Raw genomic sequence first — 20,672 nt, forward strand, 5'->3', positions numbered from 1 at the left:
GCGTATTATGGCAATTTCAGAGCGAAAAAAAATCGCGATTTTGGGTTACGGTTTAACGGGGCGTTTAGCGGCATTGCAGCTTTATCAGCAGCATCAAGTATCGGTATTTGAGTCAGGTAAAGTTAGCGGTGAGCAAAGTGCAGGTTTTGTCGCCGCGGCTATGCTTGCGCCGTTAGCCGAATCGGTTCTATGTGAAGCTGATTTAGCAGAGCTTGGTTTGCAGGCTATGCCACTGTGGCAGTCGATTATCGAGATGTTAGATGAGCCAGTGTTTTTCCAACAACATGGCAGCTTAGTGGTTGCACATCTGCAAGATAAAGGCGATTTAGACTCATTTGCGAATCGCTTAAAGCCGCTGGCAGAGCAAAGTGCAATTCATCTTGGTGGTGAACAGCTATCAAAGCTAGAACCAGCACTTGCTGGGCGTTTTCACCAAGGCATTTACTTGCCTTGCGAAGGACAGCTTGATAACCGTGCGTTTTATGCCGCCAGTTATCAGCAAGTAAAAGACAAGGTTACTTTCTTTGAGTCATTCTCTGGCAGTATTAACGAAAGCCACTTTGATGTGATTATAGATTGCCGTGGCTTAGGCGCTAAACCTTCGCTTCAAAACCTTCGCGGTGTGCGCGGTGAAGTGGTGCGCTTATATGCGCCGGAAGTGTCGCTTAATCGCCCTGTGCGATTAATGCACCCACGTTATCCGATTTACATTGTGCCAAAACCGAATCATGAGTTTGTGATTGGCGCGACAGAAATTGAATCGCAATCAAACAAACCTATGACGCTGCGTTCAGCAATGGAGCTGTTGTCAGCTGCATATACAGTTCATAGTGGCTTTGCTGAAGCCGAAATACTGGAAATGCAAGCAGGGCTAAGGCCAAGTATGCCTGATAACCGTCCACTGGTTGAAAAGCAAGGCAAGCGCATTATGATTAATGGCTTGTATAGACATGGTTATTTACTGGCGCCAAAAGTGGTTGAAATGGCGCTTGAGCAGATTAACTAAGAGTGCAAAATGAATTTAATAATTAATGGCGAAAAGCGCGATGTTGAAAGCAATACGACGTTGCTTGTTTTGCTATCACAGCTTGGCGCGAGCGAACCCTACGCTGTGGCTGTAAATCAAAGCTTTGTGCCGCGTGAACAGTGCGAAGGCATCACTTTGGCTGATGGCGATCAGATTGAAATTCTCTCACCAATACAGGGGGGCTAATGAATAAACCGCTAACTATTTATGGCCAAACGCTGTCGAGCCGTTTATTTATTGGCTCAGCCTTGTACCCATCTCCTGCAGTAATGCAGCAGTCAATTAAGGCATCGAGTGCTGAGGTGGTGACGGTATCATTGCGTAGACAAGGTACCCTTGAAGCCGGAAATGATTTTTGGCAATTGATTAAAGATACCGGTCTAAAAGTTTTGCCCAATACCGCAGGTTGCCACAGTGTGCAAGAAGCTGTAACTCTTGCCAAAATGTGCCGCGAAGTGTTTCAAACTAATTGGATTAAGCTTGAGCTTATTGGCGATGAATACAACTTACAGCCCGACCCAATAGGTTTGCTTGAAGCAACTAAACAGCTCATCGCAGAAGGCTTTGAGGTATTGCCTTATTGCACAGACGATTTAGTGATTTGCCAAAAATTAGTTGATTTAGGCTGTGAGGTATTGATGCCTTGGGGCGCGCCAATAGGTACTGGCAAAGGGTTGTTAAATCCATATGCCTTAAGAACCATTCGTGAGCGCTTACCGAATACCACTTTGCTAGTTGATGCTGGGCTTGGCTTACCTTCGCACGCAGCAACGGCAATGGAAATGGGGTATGATGCGGTACTATTAAATAGTGCGGTAGCGCAAGCAGGCGATCCAATTGCAATGGCAAAGGCATTTTCACTTGCGGTAGAAGCAGGCAGAATTGCTTATGAGGCCAAAGCAATGCCAGAAAAAGAAGTTGCTAAACCATCAACCCCGACAATGGGTATGCCTTTTTGGCATCAGTAATAGGGTAAAGAAAAAAGCGTTCAGATTTCAGATGCTACACTCATTGAGTATGCTTTAGATAACTTAAGGAGTGAGTTATGAATTTGAAAGTTTAGCGGTTTGGCAGCGGGCTTGTCGTGTTACTTGCGAAGTCTATAAAGCGATGGCCTTGTGCAAGGATAATGTATTAAAAAATCAAATAACGCGATCAGCGCTTTCGATACCTTCAAATATTGGCGAAGGTGAAGAAAGAGAAACCATTAAAGATATGGTGCGCTTTTATGTGATTGCAAAGGGTTCAGCAGGTGAGCTCGTAACGCAGTTATATATTGGTATAAAGATAGGCCTTATTGAGTCAAGTATTGGTTTTTCATTAATTGACGAAGTAAAGCAAATAACCGCCATGATAGTGGCAATCATAAAATATAAACGAAGTAATATTTCTGAAATCTGAAATCTGAAATCTGAAATCTGAAATCTGAAATCTGAAATCTGAAATCTGAAATCTAGGAAACTATGGCATTAATTTGGACTATTGCTGGCTCTGACGCTGGTGGCGGCGCGGGTATTCAAGCTGATATAAAAGCAGCGCAAAGTTTTGGTGTGCATGCATGTAGCGTGATTTCGGCACTTACTGCGCAAAATAGCATGGGTGTTGAAGAGATTAATGGCGTTGCAATCAAGGTCATTGAATCCCAACTTGATGCTCTTGAGCAAGATGTACAACCTAAAGTGATTAAAATTGGCATGCTTGCTAATGAGCAGCAAGTGGAGTTTATTGCTAATACACTTAAACGCTACAAAACCACATGGCAAACGCCACCAGTTGTTGTTTACGACCCTGTAGCGGTAGCCTCAAGCGGTGATAGCTTAACCGAAGAAGATATTCTACCGGCAATTAAAACCCATTTACTACCACAAGTAGATGTGATCACACCAAATACCCAAGAAACGCAAATTCTTACCGGTGTGTATTTAATTGGCCCAAGCGCAGTGCAAGATGCCGCGAAAGTGTTTAATGAATTAGGTGTACCGAGTGTGCTGATAAAAGGCGGACATTGGGATTATCCTAAAGGCTATTGCATCGATTATGGTGCTCACCAAGATGATGAGTATTGGCTAGGCAATAAAGCAATTAACACACCGCATAGCCATGGTACAGGGTGCTCTTTTGCGTCCAGTGTTGCAGCCAATCTTGCGAAAGGCTATCCGCTAAAAGATGCCTTTATTCTTGCAAAAGCCTATATTAATCAAGGCTTAAAGCGTGCTACACGCTTTGGGCAAGGCATTGGCCCAGTGGCGCATTGTGGTTTCCCCCACGATATCAATGATTACCCAGAAGTAATTGAAGCAGATTCGTGGCTAGGTCAGGAACTTGATCTCGAAGTGGATTCAGAGCAAGTCAGTGCCCGTGATTTTGCAAAAATAGAAACGCGTAATTTGGGTATTTATCCTGTGGTTGATTCAGTTGACTGGATTGAGCGCTGTTTAAAAGCGGGTATTAAAACCATTCAGCTGCGTATTAAAGATAGCAGCGATGCTGATCTTGAAGAAAAAATCGCAACCGCGATTACCCTTGGTAAAAAATACGACGCGCGCTTATTTATCAATGATTATTGGCAATTAGCAATAAAGCATGGTGCTTACGGTATACATCTTGGCCAAGAAGATATTTCGGTCGCTAATTTAGCTGAAATTAAACAAGCAGGCATTCGCCTAGGTGTCTCTACTCATGGTTTTTATGAAGTGCTACGTGCTCATAATTATCGCCCAAGTTATTTGGCTTTTGGTGCAATTTATCCAACCACAACCAAAGATATGACCGGGCAAATTCAAGGCCTTGAAAAGTTAAAACACTTTGTACCACTAATGCATGATTATCCTGTAGTGGCAATTGGTGGCATAGACTTAAACCGTGCTGAAGAGGTTGCAAAAACTGGCGTTGGCAGTATTGCGGTTGTGCGCGCAATTACAGAAGCAGCTGACCCGGAAGCGGCCATTGTTGAACTTGAAAGTGTATTGAAGTAATCATGTCATCGTTATCAAACCAAGAACTAATTCGTTATTCTCGCCAGTTACTATTGCCAGAAATTGACGAAACTGCGCAACTTAAATTAAAAGTGGCACGCGTATTAATTATTGGTTTGGGTGGGCTTGGTTCTCCTGCAGCGTTTTATTTGGCAGCATCGGGTATCGGACAGCTAACGTTGGTCGACCATGATGAGGTTGAGTTGTCTAATTTGCAGCGGCAAATTCTCTATAAAGTCAGTCATATTGGGCAAAGTAAAAGCAAAGCCGCGGGCAAAACGCTGCAAGCGCTGAATAACCAAATATCACTATCAACTATCTCAGAACAATTGGATGAGCATAATGCGAAATCGCTTATCGAAGATTGTGATTTAGTACTTGATTGCAGTGATAATTTCAAAACACGCTATTTAGTTAATCGCCTTGCTAAGCAGTTTGCTAAACCGCTTGTTTCCGGTGCTGCTATGGGCTGGCAGGGTCAGCTTTGTATTGTTGATAATAGAGGAAATGACGCCCCTTGTTATGAGTGTTTATTTCCAAATGACAATCAAAATCATGCGCAAAACTGCGATACCTTGGGCGTTATCAGCCCGCTGCTAGGTATAATTGGCGCACAGCAGGCAATCGCCGCAATACTTTTACTGTTGGGTGAAGATAACTTACCGCAGTTTTTACAATTTGATGCTCGAAGTTTTAAGCAAAGTGCTTTTGCATTTACCACGTCAAAAACCTGTACAGTGTGTAACAACGTATAAGGCTGGCTGAATTCATACCCAGTTAGAGTAGATACGATTCTACGTAATACTACCTTTCATTTACATTTCCCAACGTTATGATATTTGTGTTTTTACCCGAATTAGGTATTTTAGTTTATATCAATTCTGTTAAGCATGTGAACAGCTACTTAAGTGAATTGGTATTCATGCTAATTGGAGGGAACATGCTTAGAAAATTATTAATTTCGGGTTTAATGCTTGGTGCTACAAATGCAATTGCAAGTGTGCAGCCATCACAACACTATTTAGTCACTTTTCCTAATTCAGATATTGAAGCCAAAGCTAAGATAAGTTTGCATCATAATTTAATTGGCGATCGTCCAAATGGTGTATTGTTTACGCTTAGCAAAGAAGAACAATCCTTATTAAAGCGCTTTGGTGCAACTTTGCAACCAGCAGAACATCTGGCAAAGCAATTTTTAACCAAGCAACAAAACATTTTTAATAAGTTGACTAGCAACAGCACGGGAATACCAGGTTTTAGCTGCTACGCAACGGTAGAAGAAACTTTTCAGCAAGTGGATGATTTAGTAGCAGCTCACCCCGAATACACAGAACTGGTAGATATTGGTGATTCATGGCAAAAGCAAAACAAAGGTGAAGGCTACGATTTAAAAGTTTTAAAAATCGGTAAAAAAGATTTAGTTAATCCGCCAATTTTATTTATTCAAAGCGCAATGCATGCCCGAGAGCTAGCTACAGCCGCATTGACATTAGATTTTGCCAAACAGTTATTAGCAGAGCGTGAAACCAATGCTGATATCAACTGGATTTTAGAAACACAGCAAATTCATATTCTCTTTCAAACAAACCCCGATGGACGAAAAATTGCGGAAACAGGCGTTTCTCAGCGTAAAAATGTTAACGAAAATCATTGTTTAGAGGCCAATGTTGGTGTTGATTTAAATCGTAACTTTAGCTTTGGCTGGGGCTCGGTTGATGGCGGCTCTAGTGGTGATGCATGTTCTGCAACATATCGGGGAGATAGCCCAGGTTCAGAGCCTGAAGTGGCTGCAGTTGAGAGCTATGTTCGTAGTATTTTCCCTGATCAACGCGGGCCAAATATTAGCGATGCAGCGCCTGAAAATACTCAAGGCTTGTATTTAGACATTCACAGCTACAGTCAGCTTATTTTATGGCCTTGGGGTGGCAGCTATGATGCTGCGCCAAATGCCAAAGGGTTAGAATCGTTAGGTCGAAAACTTGCGTATTTTAATGACTATCGACCAATGCAATCGGTAGGTTTATACCCGACCGATGGTACTTCAGATAATTTAGCTTATGGTGAACTTGGTATTGCACATATTACCTTTGAATTAGGTACCGCGTTTTTCCAATCGTGTGGTTATTATGGTGCGTTAATCAAGCCAGATAACTTAAAGGCACTACTTTATGCAGCTAAGGTAACAAAAGCGCCTTATCAGTTAACACAGGGTCCAGATATTGCCGATATAAATTTGGCGTTGAATGCGCAGCAGCAAATAGTTTTAAAAGCGAACGCAACGGATGCACGCTTTAAAAACAATAGCTCCTGGCCAATGCAAAATATTTCTAAGGTAAGGTATGCGGTTAATCAGCTGGTGTCAGATGACAATCAACAGCTGGCGATGTTTAGTGATGGTAACGCAGATAGCATCACCGAGCAGTTTGAGATTGTGATTAACAACAATCAACTAATCGACAAAAAAGCAATTGTGTATATGCAAGCGCAGGATAGTGATGGCTATTGGGGCACGATTACGGCACAAAGTATTGATACGAATCCGCCAAGTGTGGCAGGAAACGTTGTGTGTTCTGGCGCTAAATGCCAATTTAATGTGGAAAACCCAGTAAGTGGCTTCAACTACAAATGGCAACTGTCTAGCGGTGATGTGCTCGAAGGGGAAGAGGCGACACATATATTGCCTTCACTTGGCAGTTATTCTGCAACCCTTGTTGTGACTAACTCTATTGGTGTGTCAAATAGCTTAGCTATAGACTTTAATGTTACAGAGTTATTTGCGCCAGAAGCTGTTGTTTCACACCTGTGTAACTATTTAGCGTGTGAGTTTGATGCATCGCATAGTACCGATGCTGATAGCAACACGTTAAGTTATGCTTGGAAAGCGGAAGACGCATCGGCGAGTGGAATGTTATTCTCGCATAGCTTCTCTCAAGCAGGCAGCTATAAAGTTGAGTTAGTGGTAACTGATGAGCATGAGCAAGAGGCGCGTTATGAGCTAGATTTAAAGGTTGAAGCTGAGCCAGAGCCTGTGCCTCTTCCAGAGGTACCAGAAGACGTTAAAAAGGATTCGTCTGGCAGTAACTCATGGTTAATGTTGTTTATTCTTACTGCTGGCGCAGTGATAAGAAGACAGCGCGTAAAACATTAAAAAAGGGAGCGGTTGCTCCCTTTTTTGATTTTAGTACTGATTACTCTTCAGTAGGCGCGTCAGCTTGTTCGTTTTGCTCTTCTTTATTTTTGATTTTCGCAAATGGCGTACCCATGCGCGTTACTGTACCTGCAACTTCACCATCAAGGAAATCAGCTACTTCAGAACCCCAAGCTAAGATAACGGTAGAGCCCAATTTAAAGCGGCCCATTTCATCACCTTTATTTAAAATAAGTTGATTGTGGCCATTTTCAGGGTAATCCCATGTGAATACGTCTTTACCTGCTGGTGGTGTTACTGTACCAGCCCAAATGGTTTCGATGCTGGCTACAATGGTTGCACCCACTAAAACCATAGCAAGAGGGCCAATTTCAGTATCAAAAATAGCAACTACACGCTCATTGCGTGAGAACAAGTTTGGTACATTTTCAGCGGTAAGTGGGTTTACCGAGAATAAATCACCCGGTACATACACCATTTTGCGCAGTTTACCGCCAATTGGCATATGAATGCGGTGGTAGTCTTTTGGTGCTAGGTAAATAGTCGCAAATTTACCGCCTTGAAACGGCGCTGCTACATTTTCATCACCACCCAATAATTCTTGCAAGCTAAAGTCATGACCTTTTGCTTGAATCAAGCGATCATCAACTACGTCACCAAGTTGCGAAATTTTACCATCTACAGGGTGAGCGATTATGTCTTTATCTTCCGCAATTGGGCGCAGGCCGTCTTTTAATGGACGAGTGAAAAATTCGTTAAAGGTTTTATAGTGAGCCGGATCTTCGTATTTGGCTTCGCTCATATCTATGCCGTACTGCTTAATAAAGCTTTTAATTAAGCTGGTGGTTAGCTTGCCTGCTTGTGCTGCTGCTAATTTACCCACTAAGCGAGATATAAGGTGTTTTGGCATGGCGTACTGCGCGCCAATTTTGAATTTATCTAAACTCACGAGGTCGTATCCCTAAAAAATTTTTCGTATTTTACATCAAGTTGTTGAATGACTCTATACTCTTGGATTGCGCGCACCCGCACGACCATCTTCCATTGATTCTAAAATGCGATGGTAGCTATCAAAGCGTAATTCGCTGATTTTACCTTCGTCAACGGCTTCACGAATAATGCAGCCTGGATCGTCAAGGTGTTTGCAGTCTCTAAATTTACAGCCACCAATAAACTCACGGAACTCTTTAAAGCACCAAGTTACGCGGTCATTTTCTAAATGCCATAAGCCAAACTCTCGAATTCCAGGTGAGTCGATTAAATCACCACCCGAGGCTAAATGATGCAGTGTTGAAACCGTTGTAGTGTGCTGACCTAAGCCTGAAACTTCAGATACTTCTTGGGTTAAGATATTCGCGTCGGGTAATAGGCTGTTCACTAATGTGGACTTACCAACACCTGACTGGCCAACAAAAATGCTGCTTTTATCTTTTAATAATGCTTTAAGTTCTTCGACGCCTTGGCCTGTTTTATTACTAATGAAATATACTTGGTAGCCAATATCGCGATAAATATCGAGCACTTCATCTAAGTATTCAATGCCTTCGTCATCGAGTAAATCAACTTTATTAAGCACTAAAATTGGCTCTATTCCCATATCTTCACAGGCTACTAAGTAGCGGTCGATGATATTGGGAGTAAATTCGGGTAATACGGCCGATACCATTAAAATTTGGTCAATATTGGCAGCAACCACTTTTACACCGTCGTAAAAGTCAGGGCGCGTAAGCTGGCTGGTGCGTTCTTCAACAAGTTCAATTACTCCTGCTAAATCACCTTCGCTTACTTTTGCAGGACGAAAAATAACGTTGTCGCCACAAACAAGGCTTTTAATTGTTCGGCGAATATTGCAGCGCAAGATCTCGCCTTCAGCTGTTTCAATATCAGCATGTTGACCAAAGCGGCTGATCACTCTGGCGTTTTGTTGCGGGCCAAGATTATCGCTTTGCCAAGATTGCTCTTCAGTCTGCTGATTACCTTTAGCCTGCTTTAAACGCTTTTGATGGTTTGCGCTAATTCTGCGAGATTGACCTTTGCTGAGTTTTTTCCGTTTTGCCACTTTTAGCCTATAACTTAAATAACACTTAAAAAAAGCGTTTTATCTATTGAAGAAGCATAATATGATATATCCAAATTCATTAAATCGAAAGGAAAGCACCGCTAGGTAGTTATGGCTTTTCATGAATCTAATTTAATTTGGCTTGATTTGGAAATGACTGGATTAGAGCCAAGCCAAGATCGCATCTTAGAAATTGCTACAGTAGTAACAGACTCTGAGCTTAATGTTTTAGCTGAAGGCCCTGTAATTGCAGTCCATCAGTCAGACGAAGTACTGGCGGGCATGGACGAGTGGTGCACCAATCAACACGGTAACTCGGGTTTAACTGAGCGTGTTCGCAAAAGTAAGCACAGCGAAGAAATGGCAATTCGCGAAACCATCGCATTTCTCGAAAAGTGGGTGCCAAAAGGTGTTTCGCCAATGTGTGGTAACTCTATTGGACAAGATCGACGCTTTTTAAACGTGTATATGCGTGAATTGGAAGATTACTTTCACTATCGCAACATTGACGTTAGCTCAATTAAAGAGCTAGTAAGACGTTGGTCGCCAGACATGCTTAACCTTGTTAAAAAGCAAGGCACACACTTAGCGCTTGATGATATTCGTGAATCAATCGCCGAATTACGTGTTTATCGCCAAAATATCTTCAAAATTTAAAAAATTTTAGCTTTGCTGCTTGCAAAGCTAAATTCTTTATGTAAAATCACGCCCCGCTTAGACGATAAAAGACTTTAAGCATTGGTATGCGAGTACAGTTCAGCTGCTCGAGGTGATAGGTGCGACTAAGGTTGCGCAAACGCTAAGTTAAAAAACGGTTGGTATGGAATGCGAGTATAGCTCAGCTGGTAGAGCGCGACCTTGCCAAGGTCGAGGTCACGAGTTCGAACCTCGTTACTCGCTCCAATTTTTTGGAAAGTGTTAATAGGTACTTGGTTATGCCAAGGTCGAACTTTTAATATCAAGAGTTCAATCCTAGTTACTCCTTCCAAATACAATGGATTAAGACAACCAGAACGTTTTAATCTTATATCTGCATGATGATGCGAGTATAGCTCAGCTGGTAGAGCGCGACCTTGCCAAGGTCGAGGTCACGAGTTCGAACCTCGTTACTCGCTCCAATCATTCAAAAATGCATTATGTAATGCGAGTATAGTTTAGCTGCTCGAGGTGATAGGTGCGACATGTCGCGATGTAGCCAAGTTAAAAAACGGTTTACATGGAATGCGAGTATAGCTCAGCTGGTAGAGCGCGACCTTGCCAAGGTCGAGGTCACGAGTTCGAACCTCGTTACTCGCTCCAAAACTTTGGATGGTGTTACTCATTCCAAAAATACTTAAATGCATATCGTGACGCGAGTATAGCTCAGCTGGTAGAGCGCGACCTTGCCAAGGTCGAGGTCACGAGTTCGAACCTCGTTACTCGCTCCAATTCTTCTTCAAGTAAATTCAGAAAAATAATTGCCAAGGTTTAAATTTCAGCACCCAGAGTTCTAACTTTATTTTTTTTTGTGTAGAAATTAGATACAAAGATTTCAGGATTCAGAATCGTAATCTGAAAATTTTTTTGAAACCTGAAACCTGAAACCTGAAACCTGAAACCTGAAACCTGAAACCTCAAATCTCGCTTTAAATTGGCAAAGAATTTTGCCTTAAATCTTGCAAAGCACGTTTTTTATTAATGATATCTTCAATAAGCGGTCGCAGGATCAGTTCCATTGCTAAGCCCATTTTTCCGCCAGGTACCACCATGGTATTCATCCGTGACATAAACGCGCCATTGATCATCTGCAAATAGTACGGAAAATCTACATCACCAATACCGCGAAAACGAATAACCACAAAGCTTTCATCAAGTGATGGGATATCTTTTGCGCTAAATGGGTTTGATGTATCAACCGTTGGCACACGTTGAAAGTTAATATGGGTGCGAGAAAACTGTGGTGTAATATGGTTAATATAATCATCCATAGAACGCACGATAGAGCCCATTACAGCCTCATGTGAATGGCCTCGGTCTTGTGTATCGCGAATAAGTTTTTGGATCCATTCAAGGTTAATGATAGGAACCATGCCGATTAGCAAATCAACATGGCGTGCAACATCCACATCGTTGTCTACTGCGCCGCCATGTAATCCTTCATAGAATAAAATATCAGTGTCATTTTCAAGGTCTTGCCACGGCGTAAAAGTGCCGGGTAACTGGTTGTAAGGAACAGCTTCGTCAAAGGTATGCAAATAGCGACGGCTTTTACCCGAACCAGTATTGCCGTAGTCAGTAAATAACTGTTCTAACGATGCAAGATCGTTGGCCTCTGTACCAAAATAGCTAATATGCTTGCCTTCTTGATGCGCTTCGCGAATACGCTTATCCATTTCAGGGCGTGTATAGCGGTGAAAGCTATCTCCCTCAACAAATGCCGCATTAATATTTAAGCTGCGGAAAATGTGTTTAATTGCATTGGTTGATGTGGTTGTTCCTGCACCGGATGAACCCGTGATTGCAATAATGGGGTGTTTGGCTGACATAGAGCACACTATTTTTAGTTGTTTATGTGTTTATATCTGGGCGGCAGTGATTGGTCAAGTTTGTCTTTATTATAATAGCTGTGATATTAATGGAAAAAATACGCATAATAGTTTGAAAATAATAATGAAAAAAACCGTGATCTTTGCTTTCTTGGCATCTGTATGTAGCACTGTTTTTGCTAGTAATACAGCGTCGAGTTTACCAAATACCGATGTGTTTTTAGTTAAACTCAACAACAATAAACTCGTTAGCGCTAAAAATATCTCTAACCGCCTTGGATACGATAATCAACCTAACTTTATTGATGGTGGGTTGCTTTATACCGCAGGGCTGCAGATGGGTGAATCGTGGCAAACAGACGTAATGCTTTACGATTTCAAAACCAAGCAAACAACGAATTTAAGCAACACCAATGTTAGTGAGTATTCGCCAACAAAAATACCAAATGAAGACAGCTTTTCAGTTATTTTAGAAGGGCATGATGGTAGTCAGGAGTTGTGGCAATACGGTTTAAATAAGCCAAAGCCTGCCAAATTACTACGCAAGGAAGTAGGCAAAATTGGCTATCACGCTTGGGGAAGAAATTACGACTTAATTACCTTTGTGCTTGGAGAGCCACATTCCCTTTATTTTGGTAATACACAAAAACAAACTGGTAAACCTGTTGCTGGCAATATTGGTCGTACTTTAGCGTTTAATCAAACGCTAAATGTGTACTCATTTAGCCAATATAAAAATAATCAGCAGTGGGTTACGTTATTTAATAGCAAAGGTCATTCATTTAAACCTGTATTACAGCTGCCCGAAGGTGTTGATTATTATGCATGGCAAGGTGATGATGCACTGATTTATGGTAAAGGAAATGTAATTTATCGTTGGTCATTAAACAGTGCTAAAAAACCAACTAAATGGCTTGATTTAAGTGCACACTGTGAACATAAAATTACACGATTAAAATATCAAAAAGAGACTGAATTATTGGCTTTTGTTTGTGATAGAAGTTAGTTTTTGGGGTTAAAAATCAAAGCCTAGTGCCTATCACAAAAGCGTTGCCATGAAATACTGCCTGGCAGCGCTCTCACACCACGGATAATCTGCCACAATAATTTGCTGTTTTCGAACTCGGTCTGTGCGTAGTCCTTAAACCCCATTAAATAATTAAATGCATCTTTGCTACCCGCTTGAATGGATGAAATGCGAATTTGCGCTTCAAAGTTCAATCGAAACGAGCTAATGGCCGCTTTTCTGCCATCTAAATCAATATTAGGGATATGGCATTTTTGCAAGTAACCCGCACGTTCACCTTCGCCGGAAAACCAAATGCGCACTTTTTCACTGTAACGGCCAGACTTTGCAGGCAAGTCGAACATTAAGCGTTGCTGCCCTTGTTGCTTTAAAAAGTGAAGATAGTCTAAAAAACCATGCTCAATAAGCATGGGGTGTACAGGAATACGACGTGGTTTTATTTTGTTATTGGTATGAAAGTCGAAAAAGTAATGGCCATCTTGCTTCGTTACATTATCCAGTGTGAGTTGACCAATTTCGTCACTAAATGTGCCAGTGTAATAGCTTATTAATGGCAGCCAAAAGTGCCAATGCTTAGCTTGTTCTCGCGGCATTTTGTGGTCGCCATAAATATACCCTTTGAATAAGGTATGAATTTCCATATTAGTAAAAGGGCGGCGGCCTAAATGGGTTTTCACTGAATATCCAATAAATGAATGAGTTAGCGACTATTTTAGCAAATATTGGTGGAATAACTAGGGTTTAGGTTGTTACTAAGTGAAATCGTTAAACAATGCGCATAAGCGCACCATTTAATAAAAGCGGTCTTTCACTTGTGCATATTGATAATAAGCAAACTGTCCTAATCGTCTAAAATGCGGAAAAGGTAAGTAGGGTAGAGGTGTGTTGTAAAGAGGTAAGTTTGGTACTGTTTTGCCTGCTACCATTTGTGCCATGCGATAGCCTGCCTGTGCACTAAACGACACACCTGCACCACAATAACCCAATATAAAGCCAAGCTTACCGTCAAAATTAATGTGCGGCATATCATCGAGAGCGGCGGCAATAAAACCATTCCAGTAATAATCATGCTCGATATTACTAAGGCTTGGAAAACAATCGCTTAGGCCCTTTTTTAAGTTGGCTAAATACACCGATTTATTTTGATGTTTGGCATAAACAGCCCCGCGACCACCGAATAAAAGCCGATTGTCTGGTAATAATCGGTAATAGTATTTTAGTGTTCGCGTGTCCATACATACTTGGTTGGTTTGCAGGCCTGATTCTGCTAATTGTTGTGCTGTAAGTGGCTTAGAGACAAATATGCTGCTTAAAATAGGCAGATATCGGTTGTTAATAGCCTTATGTGTTAGTTTGCTATTGTATGCATTGCCCGCGATAACTAATTTATTGCAGCTTAGTTGGCAGCCATTAACGGATAACTGAAAGCCACTTACTGTTTCCGTTATATTGTCAACTAACGCGTTTTCAAACAGGGTGACACCGCTCTCAAGCATAGCAGTACGATAGCCAAGTAATAACTTTAATGGATTCACACCAAAACTATCGCTGTAGCGCAGTGCGCCATAGGCTTGTTGATTTTTCATGTAGTGCGTACTGAGCTCGTCTTGGCTCAGCCATTGGCAAGGCGGTGTGCTTGAACTTTGCAAGTGTGTTTGAATGTATTCAGCTTGGGCATTTAAGGTTTGCAGTGCATTTTGATTGTGTGCAATTTTTAAATATCCACTTTCTTGTTTATCACATGTAATATTATGTTTTGCAATAAGTTGCTCGACGCGATTTACAGCATCACTGTATTCGGCATAAATCCCTTTGCTAACATCGACTCCCCACTTCTCGCTCATTTGAGGGTAACTCAAGCGACCAGAGCCTTTCAGTACAAAGCCTGCATTTCGCGCACTGGCACCAAAACCTACTTGATTGGCTTCAAGTACGCATACATCTAAGTGATGTTCAGTTGCTAAATGATATGCAGTTAAAAGCCCCGAATAACCGCCGCCAATTATTGCAACATCAAACTGCTGTTGACTGGTAACGCTTGATCTAGCCGTTGGAAAATCAATAGTGCTGGCCCAATAACTAGGGGCAAAGGCTTGTCCTTGGCAGTGAGGATGTTGCAGCGGATCGTATAATTGGCTCATGAAAATTCAATCACCATTTCTGCCGCACTGCAGTAGCAAGGTACGCCGCAAATAGTGCAGTGATAATTCTCTTCAATGCTGTAGTTATACCAGCGGTTTTTGTGTTCTTTAATCAATTTACCGCCTGCATTAGTAAAATATTTTACCGCACCATTGCCAGGGCTTTGTTGCCATAAGTGGCCAATACCCGCTTTGGCACCTTGTTGCTTAAGTATTTCGATTGATGCATTTAATAGCTTAGGGCCAATGCCTTTACCCTGTTGATTAGGATCAACGGCAATACATTTAAAGTATGCCATTTTATCTTGTTGGCAAGGCCATAAAGACGGGCTACACCATTCATCAAGTGGCCATTGATTGGCTGCATAACTCAAGCGTAGGCCGACGACGTTATTATCTTCTAATGCAATAAAGTTGGCATTGATACCATTTTTGGTTGCCTTACTTTGCATTTCAATTAAGTTTGCCAAATCAAGGTAGTTGTCGCCGTGAACTAAGTTAGCAAGCGCAATCGCTTGCTGATAATACTGTTCAGTAAGAGGGATAATTTTAATCATTTGAAAGTGCTTCAAGCAATGAATCGGCTTCTAGCTCAATTGCGATTTGTTCGTCACTTAAGTCTAAACCAATAAGTAGCTCATCTTCTCTAAGATGCGGTAATAAATCCACTACGTCATCAAAGTTGATTTCGATAACGTTAAAGTGTTGCCATTCGCCTTTGCACTGTTGTTGCGCCATTTCTGATGATGACCAAATTAACAGTGCATCGCGCTCATCATTAAATTCTGACTGTGCGATTAGTAAACCACTTTCACTTGATAGCACAAATGCTTGTTGTGAGTGTTTTAACTGGTTTACAAAGTCATTAATGCGTTCTAAATGTTCGCTCATAGTGTCTAATCTCTTGGTGCTGTTTCGATACTCGAAGCGCGATTTTTATGTTCTGAATGGAATACTTGAAGCGCACTAAAGCGAGTCAAATCGGTTAAGTTTCTGAAGATAATCCAATCCAGTAAGCAAAATAGTGATAAAGCGACGTAGTTATAATCGCTAAATGCGCCTTGTTCTGCAGCATCATTTAATACTGATAAAACGCCGTTTATGCGCTCACGTTGTAAATTGAAAAACAGTTTGTCGTCATTGGTGTCGAATTCTGAGCGCTGACAAATTAAAAGCTCAACCAAAGAATCGTTCGCAGAGTTAATTAGAGTCAGAGTATTTTCTTGGTTCCAGCTTAACGGGGTGAAATCCAATTTTTGGGCCAAGTAACGGTAAATAACGTTTGAATCAAAAATCACCTGTTCACCGTCGACCAACATAGGAATTTTTCGCGTTGGGTTGAGTTTAACTAAGGTTTCTCGGTCTTTCTCGGCAAAAATATTAAGGTTTAAAAAGTCGAATTCGATATCTTTTTCGATAGCCAGTGCGCGAAGGCGGCGTACATAAGGGGAGGTTAGCGAACCATAAAGTTGCATAAGTAGCTCTCGCTTAATATGAAATTTAGTTATTTATATCAGGTCTTGGCGAGTGATACTATGGCTTGGCAGTGACAATTTTATTTAGAACTAAAAATGAAAACGCGTATAGCAAAACAAATCGATTTACCCGCAATAGTCAACATTTATAACCAAACGATAGAGAGTCGAATGGTAACAGCGGATACCGAACCGCATTCAGTGGAAAGTAAACAAGCATGGTTTGATAGCCATACAGACACTCGGCCAATTTATGTTGTTGAAGATAATGAACAGGTGGTGGCTTGGTTAAGCTTTAAGTCGTTTTACGGTCGCCCTGCATATACTGGTACTGTTGAAATTGCCATTTATGTTGACAGCAATCAGCGTGGTAAGCAGATTGGGCAAACGCTGTTACAATTTGCAGAGTCTCTTGCACCTAAGCTTCATATTAAAAGCTTGTTGGCATTTATTTTTAGCCACAATACACCCAGCATGCGACTTTTTATTAAAAATGATTTTGCCGTTTGGGGTGAGCTACCAAATGTGGCAAAAATGGATGATAAAGAATACAGCTTAACGATTTTAGGTAAGCGAATAGGTGAAAATAAAGTTTAAAAAAGGCTTTAATATTTAACATTAAAGCCTTTACTAGGGATAGCTTAGATAAGTTGTTATTTAAGCTCTGCTAGCCATTGGCTAAAATCATTATCCATTGATTTACCCCATTGTTTTACCAGCGCTTGGTAGCGGGTGTATTGACCTTTACGCGTTAGCGCCAGCATTTGTTCAACTTTGTCGCGCTGTTTTTCCATCATATAGCGCGATGCTAAATAACCCCAAACATAAACGCGTTCAGAACCGCCATTTTGCTCATAACTGGTGTTAAATAGTTCGCTTAAATGAATGATTTGTTTTTTTGCTGCTTTTACTGCGCGTTCGTTATCTTTGCCTTTTGCGATGTACTCAGCAATTCCTTCACTCCACCACACTAAATGAGGCAATAACGGTGCTGGTTTTGGGCAGTACTCTGGGCCCGAATGAGAATCGTGTAAGTTAGCGCAAAAATCACCATACATATTAAAGCGGCCATCCAGGTAATGCACATACTCATGGCTTAAATTCCAAATTTGCCCTTTCTTTTGGTATGCGACGAATTCAGCTGAGTTATTGGGTAAATGCGGTAAACCTTCCAAATACATGCCGCCATTATCACTTGGAACATCAAAGTGTTCGGTTACATACTGCACATAGGCATCGCGATCTTGATAAATATTGGCTCGTAAGCGGTGATTATTATCATTTGCTACAGGTTTATTTTGAGTACTAAAAACATTATGAAAACGTGTTTCTTGCGCTGATAGCATTTTGCATGCAGCGTTTTCTTGTTCTTTACTAAGCGCTTGATGACGCAGTACGATGGTTTTACTGCAATTTTTCATATTAACCAAAACGTCGTCCACACTGGGTGTAGCTGCACTGGCATAAGGTGTAAATAAAAAGCTGGATAACAGCGCTAATTTTTTCATCGGTATATTGTATTCAATTTTAATTTTAAACGATTACACCAAATTAATTTACATTGGTCAATCAAGTGTTTTCCAAAGGTGCTCTTGCGTACACTTTTCTCATTGTTAGCTAGGAGAATGTCAATTATGGGCGTGAGAAAGGTGCATTGGGTTGCGTGATACTAGCCTAGATTGCTTAGCCACATATTGAATGCCGCAACAAAAACGCTCAAAGAGAGCAAAAATATAATTGTAAAGATCAACAGCCCCTAGGGATAAAGTTGGGTTAACCCAGAATGGCCTTGCATATCGCCAATAATCCAAACTTGCTCGAATGGGTGCGGGGTTGGCATAGCAAAATGATGTTGCAGGGTTTGAATATCGTCATTGCGCCAAAATGGATTTGCGTTGCGGATCACCAGCCACACGCGTTTAGAATCATAATGTTTTAATGCTTTGTTAGCTAAAATACGCTGCAGAGCTTTGGTTAAACGAGTTTCTATTGGCTCGAGCAAAAGCGCTTTTAGGTTTTCTTTGGTTTCACTGCTGAGTTCTCGATGCAGAATTACCATTGCTTCTTTTTCGCTGCCATAAAGGTGGGCAATTTCAATATCAAGCTTATCTTCGCCTTGGTAACAGCTTACATCGGGTTTGCTCGGTTGGTTATGCCAAATATGGCGCATGGGTAAGTTAAATTGTTTTTCATACAGGCGTAAAAAGAGCTTGGCTGCTTGATGTTCTAGTTCAACTTTTTCTTTTTCGCTGGCGCTTAACATGAAATATTTGACTGAAAATACGGCTTAAATCGTTGCGATTACTGTAGCGTGAGAGTGTTTTAGAATGCAAGTGTTAGCGTGTGAAACAAACGTTAATACACTTGATTTGAAATAAAATTTTATTGTGAAAAAGCTATAGAATTAATTATCCAAGATATACTATTGTAATATTCAATTTATAAATTTGTGAATTCTCAATGTCAGCGGTATATATTGCACTGGTTGCTTTGTTTTCAGTAGCAGCGCAGTGGTTAGCATGGATTTTTAAAGTACCAGCTATTTTATTCCTACTTGTTACCGGTCTTTTATTAGGGCCTGGTTTTAATGTAATTGACCCAGATGCGTTATTTGGTGACTTACTGTTTCCGATAATCTCCTTAGCAGTTGCCGTTATCTTATTTGAAGGTGCACTTACCCTCCACTTTAGAGAATTAAAAGGGCTCGAAAAAGTTGTGCGCAACCTGTGCTCCATCGGCATGTTGGCATCGTTTGTGGTGATCGGCTGCGCTGCGTATTTTGTGTTAGACCTCGATTGGCGTGTCGCTGCTGTACTTGGTGCAGTGTTAGTTGTAACTGGCCCAACGGTTATCGCGCCTTTATTGAATGCAATGAGGCCGCATAAAGACATTGATAAAGTGTTGCGTTGGGAAGGTATCGTAATTGATCCTATTGGTGCTTTATTTGCTGTATTGGTATTTGAAGCGGTAATGCTGACAGGCCAAGAAAGTATTTTTAACCATACACTTGGCGCATTGTTTATGACATTAGTGGTGGGGTTATCGCTGGGTCTCTTTGCGGGTTGGTTTACGAGTTTATTAATTCGCCGTCAGTGGCTACCGTATGAATTGCATAAATTTGGTATTTTAGCGTTGGTACTCGCTACGTTCAGTGTCTCAAATTACCTTAGCCACGAATCGGGATTACTTGCCGTTACCGTTTTTGGTATTTGGCTGGCGAACCAAGATGACTTAGAAATTGATGCTGTGCTTGAATTTAAAGAAGATTTATCAATGATCTTAATTTCAAGCTTGTTTATTTTACTCGCAGCGCGATTACATGTTGACGATATTAAACAACTTGGCGCCAATGTACTTATTTTTATGGCATTTGTGTTGTTTGCGGCACGTCCGCTATCGATTTTGTTGTCAACATTTGGCTCAGACCTCAATTATCGCGCCCGTGCATTACTTAGCTGGATTGCTCCCCGTGGCATTGTTGCTGCCGCGGTAGGCTCGGTATTTGCGCTTAGTATGGTTAAAGCTGGTGTGCCCACTTCTGAAAAGTTAGTGCCGCTTATCTTTACCGTTATTATTGTGACGGTTGTTTTGCAAAGTTTAACCGCCGTACCACTTACCAAGTTGTTAAAGCTGCGCCAGCCTGAACCAGCAACAGTACTTATTATTGGTGCAAACCATGTGGCACGTGAAGTGGCAAAGGGCCTTAAAGATATCGGTGTGAGTGTTTACCTTTCAGATCCTGCATGGGAAAACTGCAAAATGGCACGTATGGATGGCTTTCCTTGCTACTACGGTAATCCGCAATCAGAGCATGCCGAACGTTATCTGCCGCTAACTGACATTAGTAAAGTGCTAGGCTTATCACCAAATCGTCTTTACAACGCATTAGGTATTCAACACTTCGCGCATTTGATCGGTGAGGATAAGGTGTTTTCATTGAAATCGTCTGATGTGCACGCGAAAGCAAATAAAGACAGTGCGACTTTCTTATCGCGCCAAAATTTATTCGCACAAGATGCTACGTTTGCGCGTCTTTCCGGCATGATAGCGAAAGGCGGTAAAGTCAGTGCAACACGCATTGCTGATGCATTTACTTGGGAAGATTATTTGGAAGTAAATAAAGATGCGATTCCGCTGTTTATTTGGCGTCAGCAAAAATTTATCGAACCAGTGCAAATTGGCGGTGAACAAAAACCGGAAGAGGGCGATTCTGTTATTGCGCTACAACCGCCGAAAATGTCTATTTTAAAAGAGTCGCAAGTTAATCAAGCGGCAACATAAAGCAAGGAGCTACT

At 41.4% G+C, this 20,672-nt stretch carries 21 protein-coding genes and 4 tRNA genes; 15 read left to right on the plus strand and 10 right to left on the minus strand.

Translation table 11 applies throughout. The annotated features are described in order from the left end of the window. The first annotated feature begins 7 nt into the window (after positions 1-7). The 7 genes from AN214_RS06950 to AN214_RS06980 all read left to right on the plus strand — a co-directional run bounded on the left by AN214_RS06950 (position 8) and on the right by AN214_RS06980 (position 7,150). Complete coding sequence (locus AN214_RS06950; protein ID WP_054979055.1) at positions 8-1,006, plus strand: FAD-dependent oxidoreductase; 999 nt, start codon at positions 8-10, stop codon at positions 1,004-1,006. A 9-nt stretch (positions 1,007-1,015) separates the two neighbouring features. Then, positions 1,016-1,213, plus strand: coding sequence for a sulfur carrier protein ThiS (gene thiS, locus AN214_RS06955; RefSeq protein ID WP_054979056.1), 198 nt, complete (start codon positions 1,016-1,018; stop codon positions 1,211-1,213). Then, positions 1,213-1,995, plus strand: a complete 783-nt coding sequence (locus tag AN214_RS06960; RefSeq protein ID WP_054979057.1) for a thiazole synthase — start codon at positions 1,213-1,215, stop codon at positions 1,993-1,995. Before thiS ends, AN214_RS06960 begins: the two co-directional genes overlap by 1 nt. 70 nt (positions 1,996-2,065) lie before the next feature. After that, positions 2,066-2,428 carry a four helix bundle protein gene (locus AN214_RS06965; RefSeq protein ID WP_054979058.1) on the plus strand — a complete coding sequence of 121 codons (363 nt, stop codon included), beginning with the start codon at positions 2,066-2,068 and terminating at the stop codon, positions 2,426-2,428. Positions 2,429-2,490: 62 nt separating this feature from the next. After that, positions 2,491-4,002 carry a thiamine phosphate synthase gene (gene thiE, locus AN214_RS06970; RefSeq protein WP_054979059.1) on the plus strand — a complete coding sequence of 504 codons (1,512 nt, stop codon included), beginning with the start codon at positions 2,491-2,493 and terminating at the stop codon, positions 4,000-4,002. Positions 4,003-4,004: 2 nt separating this feature from the next. Continuing rightward, on the plus strand, positions 4,005-4,757 hold the full coding sequence (locus AN214_RS06975; RefSeq protein WP_054979060.1) for a HesA/MoeB/ThiF family protein: 753 nt from the start codon (positions 4,005-4,007) through the stop codon (positions 4,755-4,757). A gap of 185 nt (positions 4,758-4,942) precedes the next feature. Then, positions 4,943-7,150 carry a M14 family zinc carboxypeptidase gene (locus AN214_RS06980; RefSeq protein WP_161805665.1) on the plus strand — a complete coding sequence of 736 codons (2,208 nt, stop codon included), beginning with the start codon at positions 4,943-4,945 and terminating at the stop codon, positions 7,148-7,150. Positions 7,151-7,190: 40 nt separating this feature from the next. Here AN214_RS06980 and asd read toward each other — a convergent pair whose 3' ends face one another. Next, complete coding sequence (asd, locus tag AN214_RS06985; protein ID WP_054979062.1) at positions 7,191-8,099, minus strand: archaetidylserine decarboxylase; 909 nt, start codon at positions 8,097-8,099, stop codon at positions 7,191-7,193. A gap of 54 nt (positions 8,100-8,153) precedes the next feature. Then, entirely contained in the window at positions 8,154-9,209 is a 1,056-nt protein-coding gene (gene rsgA / locus AN214_RS06990; protein WP_054979063.1) for a small ribosomal subunit biogenesis GTPase RsgA, read from the minus strand. Between the two features lie 111 nt (positions 9,210-9,320). Between rsgA and orn the strand changes: the two genes are divergently transcribed. The 5 genes from orn (at position 9,321) to AN214_RS07015 (ending at position 10,636) form a co-directional block, all read left to right on the plus strand. After that, the gene (gene orn / locus AN214_RS06995) at positions 9,321-9,866 is read left to right on the plus strand and encodes an oligoribonuclease (protein WP_010561087.1); all 546 of its coding nucleotides are present in this window, start codon (positions 9,321-9,323) and stop codon (positions 9,864-9,866) included. 170 nt (positions 9,867-10,036) lie between these two features. Further along, positions 10,037-10,112, plus strand: a tRNA-Gly gene (locus AN214_RS07000). A gap of 139 nt (positions 10,113-10,251) precedes the next feature. Beyond that, positions 10,252-10,327 (plus strand) — tRNA-Gly (locus AN214_RS07005). A gap of 105 nt (positions 10,328-10,432) precedes the next feature. After that, positions 10,433-10,508, plus strand: a tRNA-Gly gene (locus AN214_RS07010). A 52-nt stretch (positions 10,509-10,560) separates the two neighbouring features. Further along, positions 10,561-10,636 (plus strand) — tRNA-Gly (locus AN214_RS07015). Positions 10,637-10,834: 198 nt separating this feature from the next. On the opposite strand, the gene AN214_RS07020 is transcribed toward AN214_RS07015, so the two are convergent. After that, complete coding sequence (locus tag AN214_RS07020) at positions 10,835-11,734, minus strand: phosphoribulokinase (protein ID WP_010561086.1); 900 nt, start codon at positions 11,732-11,734, stop codon at positions 10,835-10,837. A gap of 124 nt (positions 11,735-11,858) precedes the next feature. Here AN214_RS07020 and AN214_RS07025 point away from each other — a divergent pair, with 124 nt between their 5' ends. Then, positions 11,859-12,740, plus strand: coding sequence for a hypothetical protein (locus AN214_RS07025; RefSeq protein WP_054979064.1), 882 nt, complete (start codon positions 11,859-11,861; stop codon positions 12,738-12,740). Between the two features lie 23 nt (positions 12,741-12,763). Here AN214_RS07025 and AN214_RS07030 read toward each other — a convergent pair whose 3' ends face one another. From AN214_RS07030 to AN214_RS07050, 5 genes are all read right to left on the minus strand, one after another. Further along, a complete protein-coding gene (locus AN214_RS07030; protein ID WP_054979065.1) occupies positions 12,764-13,438 on the minus strand; it encodes a hypothetical protein in 675 nt (224 codons plus the stop codon). A gap of 114 nt (positions 13,439-13,552) precedes the next feature. After that, positions 13,553-14,902: an FAD-binding oxidoreductase gene (locus AN214_RS07035; RefSeq protein ID WP_054979066.1), complete on the minus strand. Its 1,350-nt coding sequence runs from the start codon at positions 14,900-14,902 to the stop codon at positions 13,553-13,555. Next, a complete protein-coding gene (locus AN214_RS07040; RefSeq protein ID WP_200911117.1) occupies positions 14,899-15,459 on the minus strand; it encodes a GNAT family N-acetyltransferase in 561 nt (186 codons plus the stop codon). Before AN214_RS07040 ends, AN214_RS07035 begins: the two co-directional genes overlap by 4 nt. Continuing rightward, complete coding sequence (locus AN214_RS07045) at positions 15,452-15,793, minus strand: DUF2750 domain-containing protein (RefSeq protein ID WP_054979067.1); 342 nt, start codon at positions 15,791-15,793, stop codon at positions 15,452-15,454. The genes AN214_RS07040 and AN214_RS07045 overlap by 8 nt, the downstream gene beginning before the upstream one ends. Before the next feature lie 5 nt (positions 15,794-15,798). Continuing rightward, positions 15,799-16,377, minus strand: coding sequence for a glutathione S-transferase family protein (locus tag AN214_RS07050; RefSeq protein WP_054979068.1), 579 nt, complete (start codon positions 16,375-16,377; stop codon positions 15,799-15,801). Between the two features lie 96 nt (positions 16,378-16,473). Between AN214_RS07050 and AN214_RS07055 the strand changes: the two genes are divergently transcribed. Continuing rightward, the gene (locus tag AN214_RS07055; RefSeq protein WP_054979069.1) at positions 16,474-16,974 is read left to right on the plus strand and encodes a GNAT family N-acetyltransferase; all 501 of its coding nucleotides are present in this window, start codon (positions 16,474-16,476) and stop codon (positions 16,972-16,974) included. Positions 16,975-17,030: 56 nt separating this feature from the next. Here the strand turns inward: AN214_RS07055 and AN214_RS07060 are convergent, their stop codons facing one another. Further along, entirely contained in the window at positions 17,031-17,885 is an 855-nt protein-coding gene (locus AN214_RS07060) for a collagenase (protein WP_054979070.1), read from the minus strand. 248 nt (positions 17,886-18,133) lie between these two features. Continuing rightward, positions 18,134-18,640 carry a hypothetical protein gene (locus AN214_RS07065; RefSeq protein ID WP_054979071.1) on the minus strand — a complete coding sequence of 169 codons (507 nt, stop codon included), beginning with the start codon at positions 18,638-18,640 and terminating at the stop codon, positions 18,134-18,136. Between the two features lie 197 nt (positions 18,641-18,837). Here AN214_RS07065 and AN214_RS07070 point away from each other — a divergent pair, with 197 nt between their 5' ends. Beyond that, positions 18,838-20,658, plus strand: coding sequence for a sodium:proton antiporter (locus AN214_RS07070; RefSeq protein ID WP_054979072.1), 1,821 nt, complete (start codon positions 18,838-18,840; stop codon positions 20,656-20,658). Positions 20,659-20,672 lie beyond the last annotated feature (14 nt).

Source organism: Pseudoalteromonas sp. P1-9 (assembly GCF_001399975.1).
In the GTDB taxonomy this organism is placed as follows: domain Bacteria; phylum Pseudomonadota; class Gammaproteobacteria; order Enterobacterales; family Alteromonadaceae; genus Pseudoalteromonas.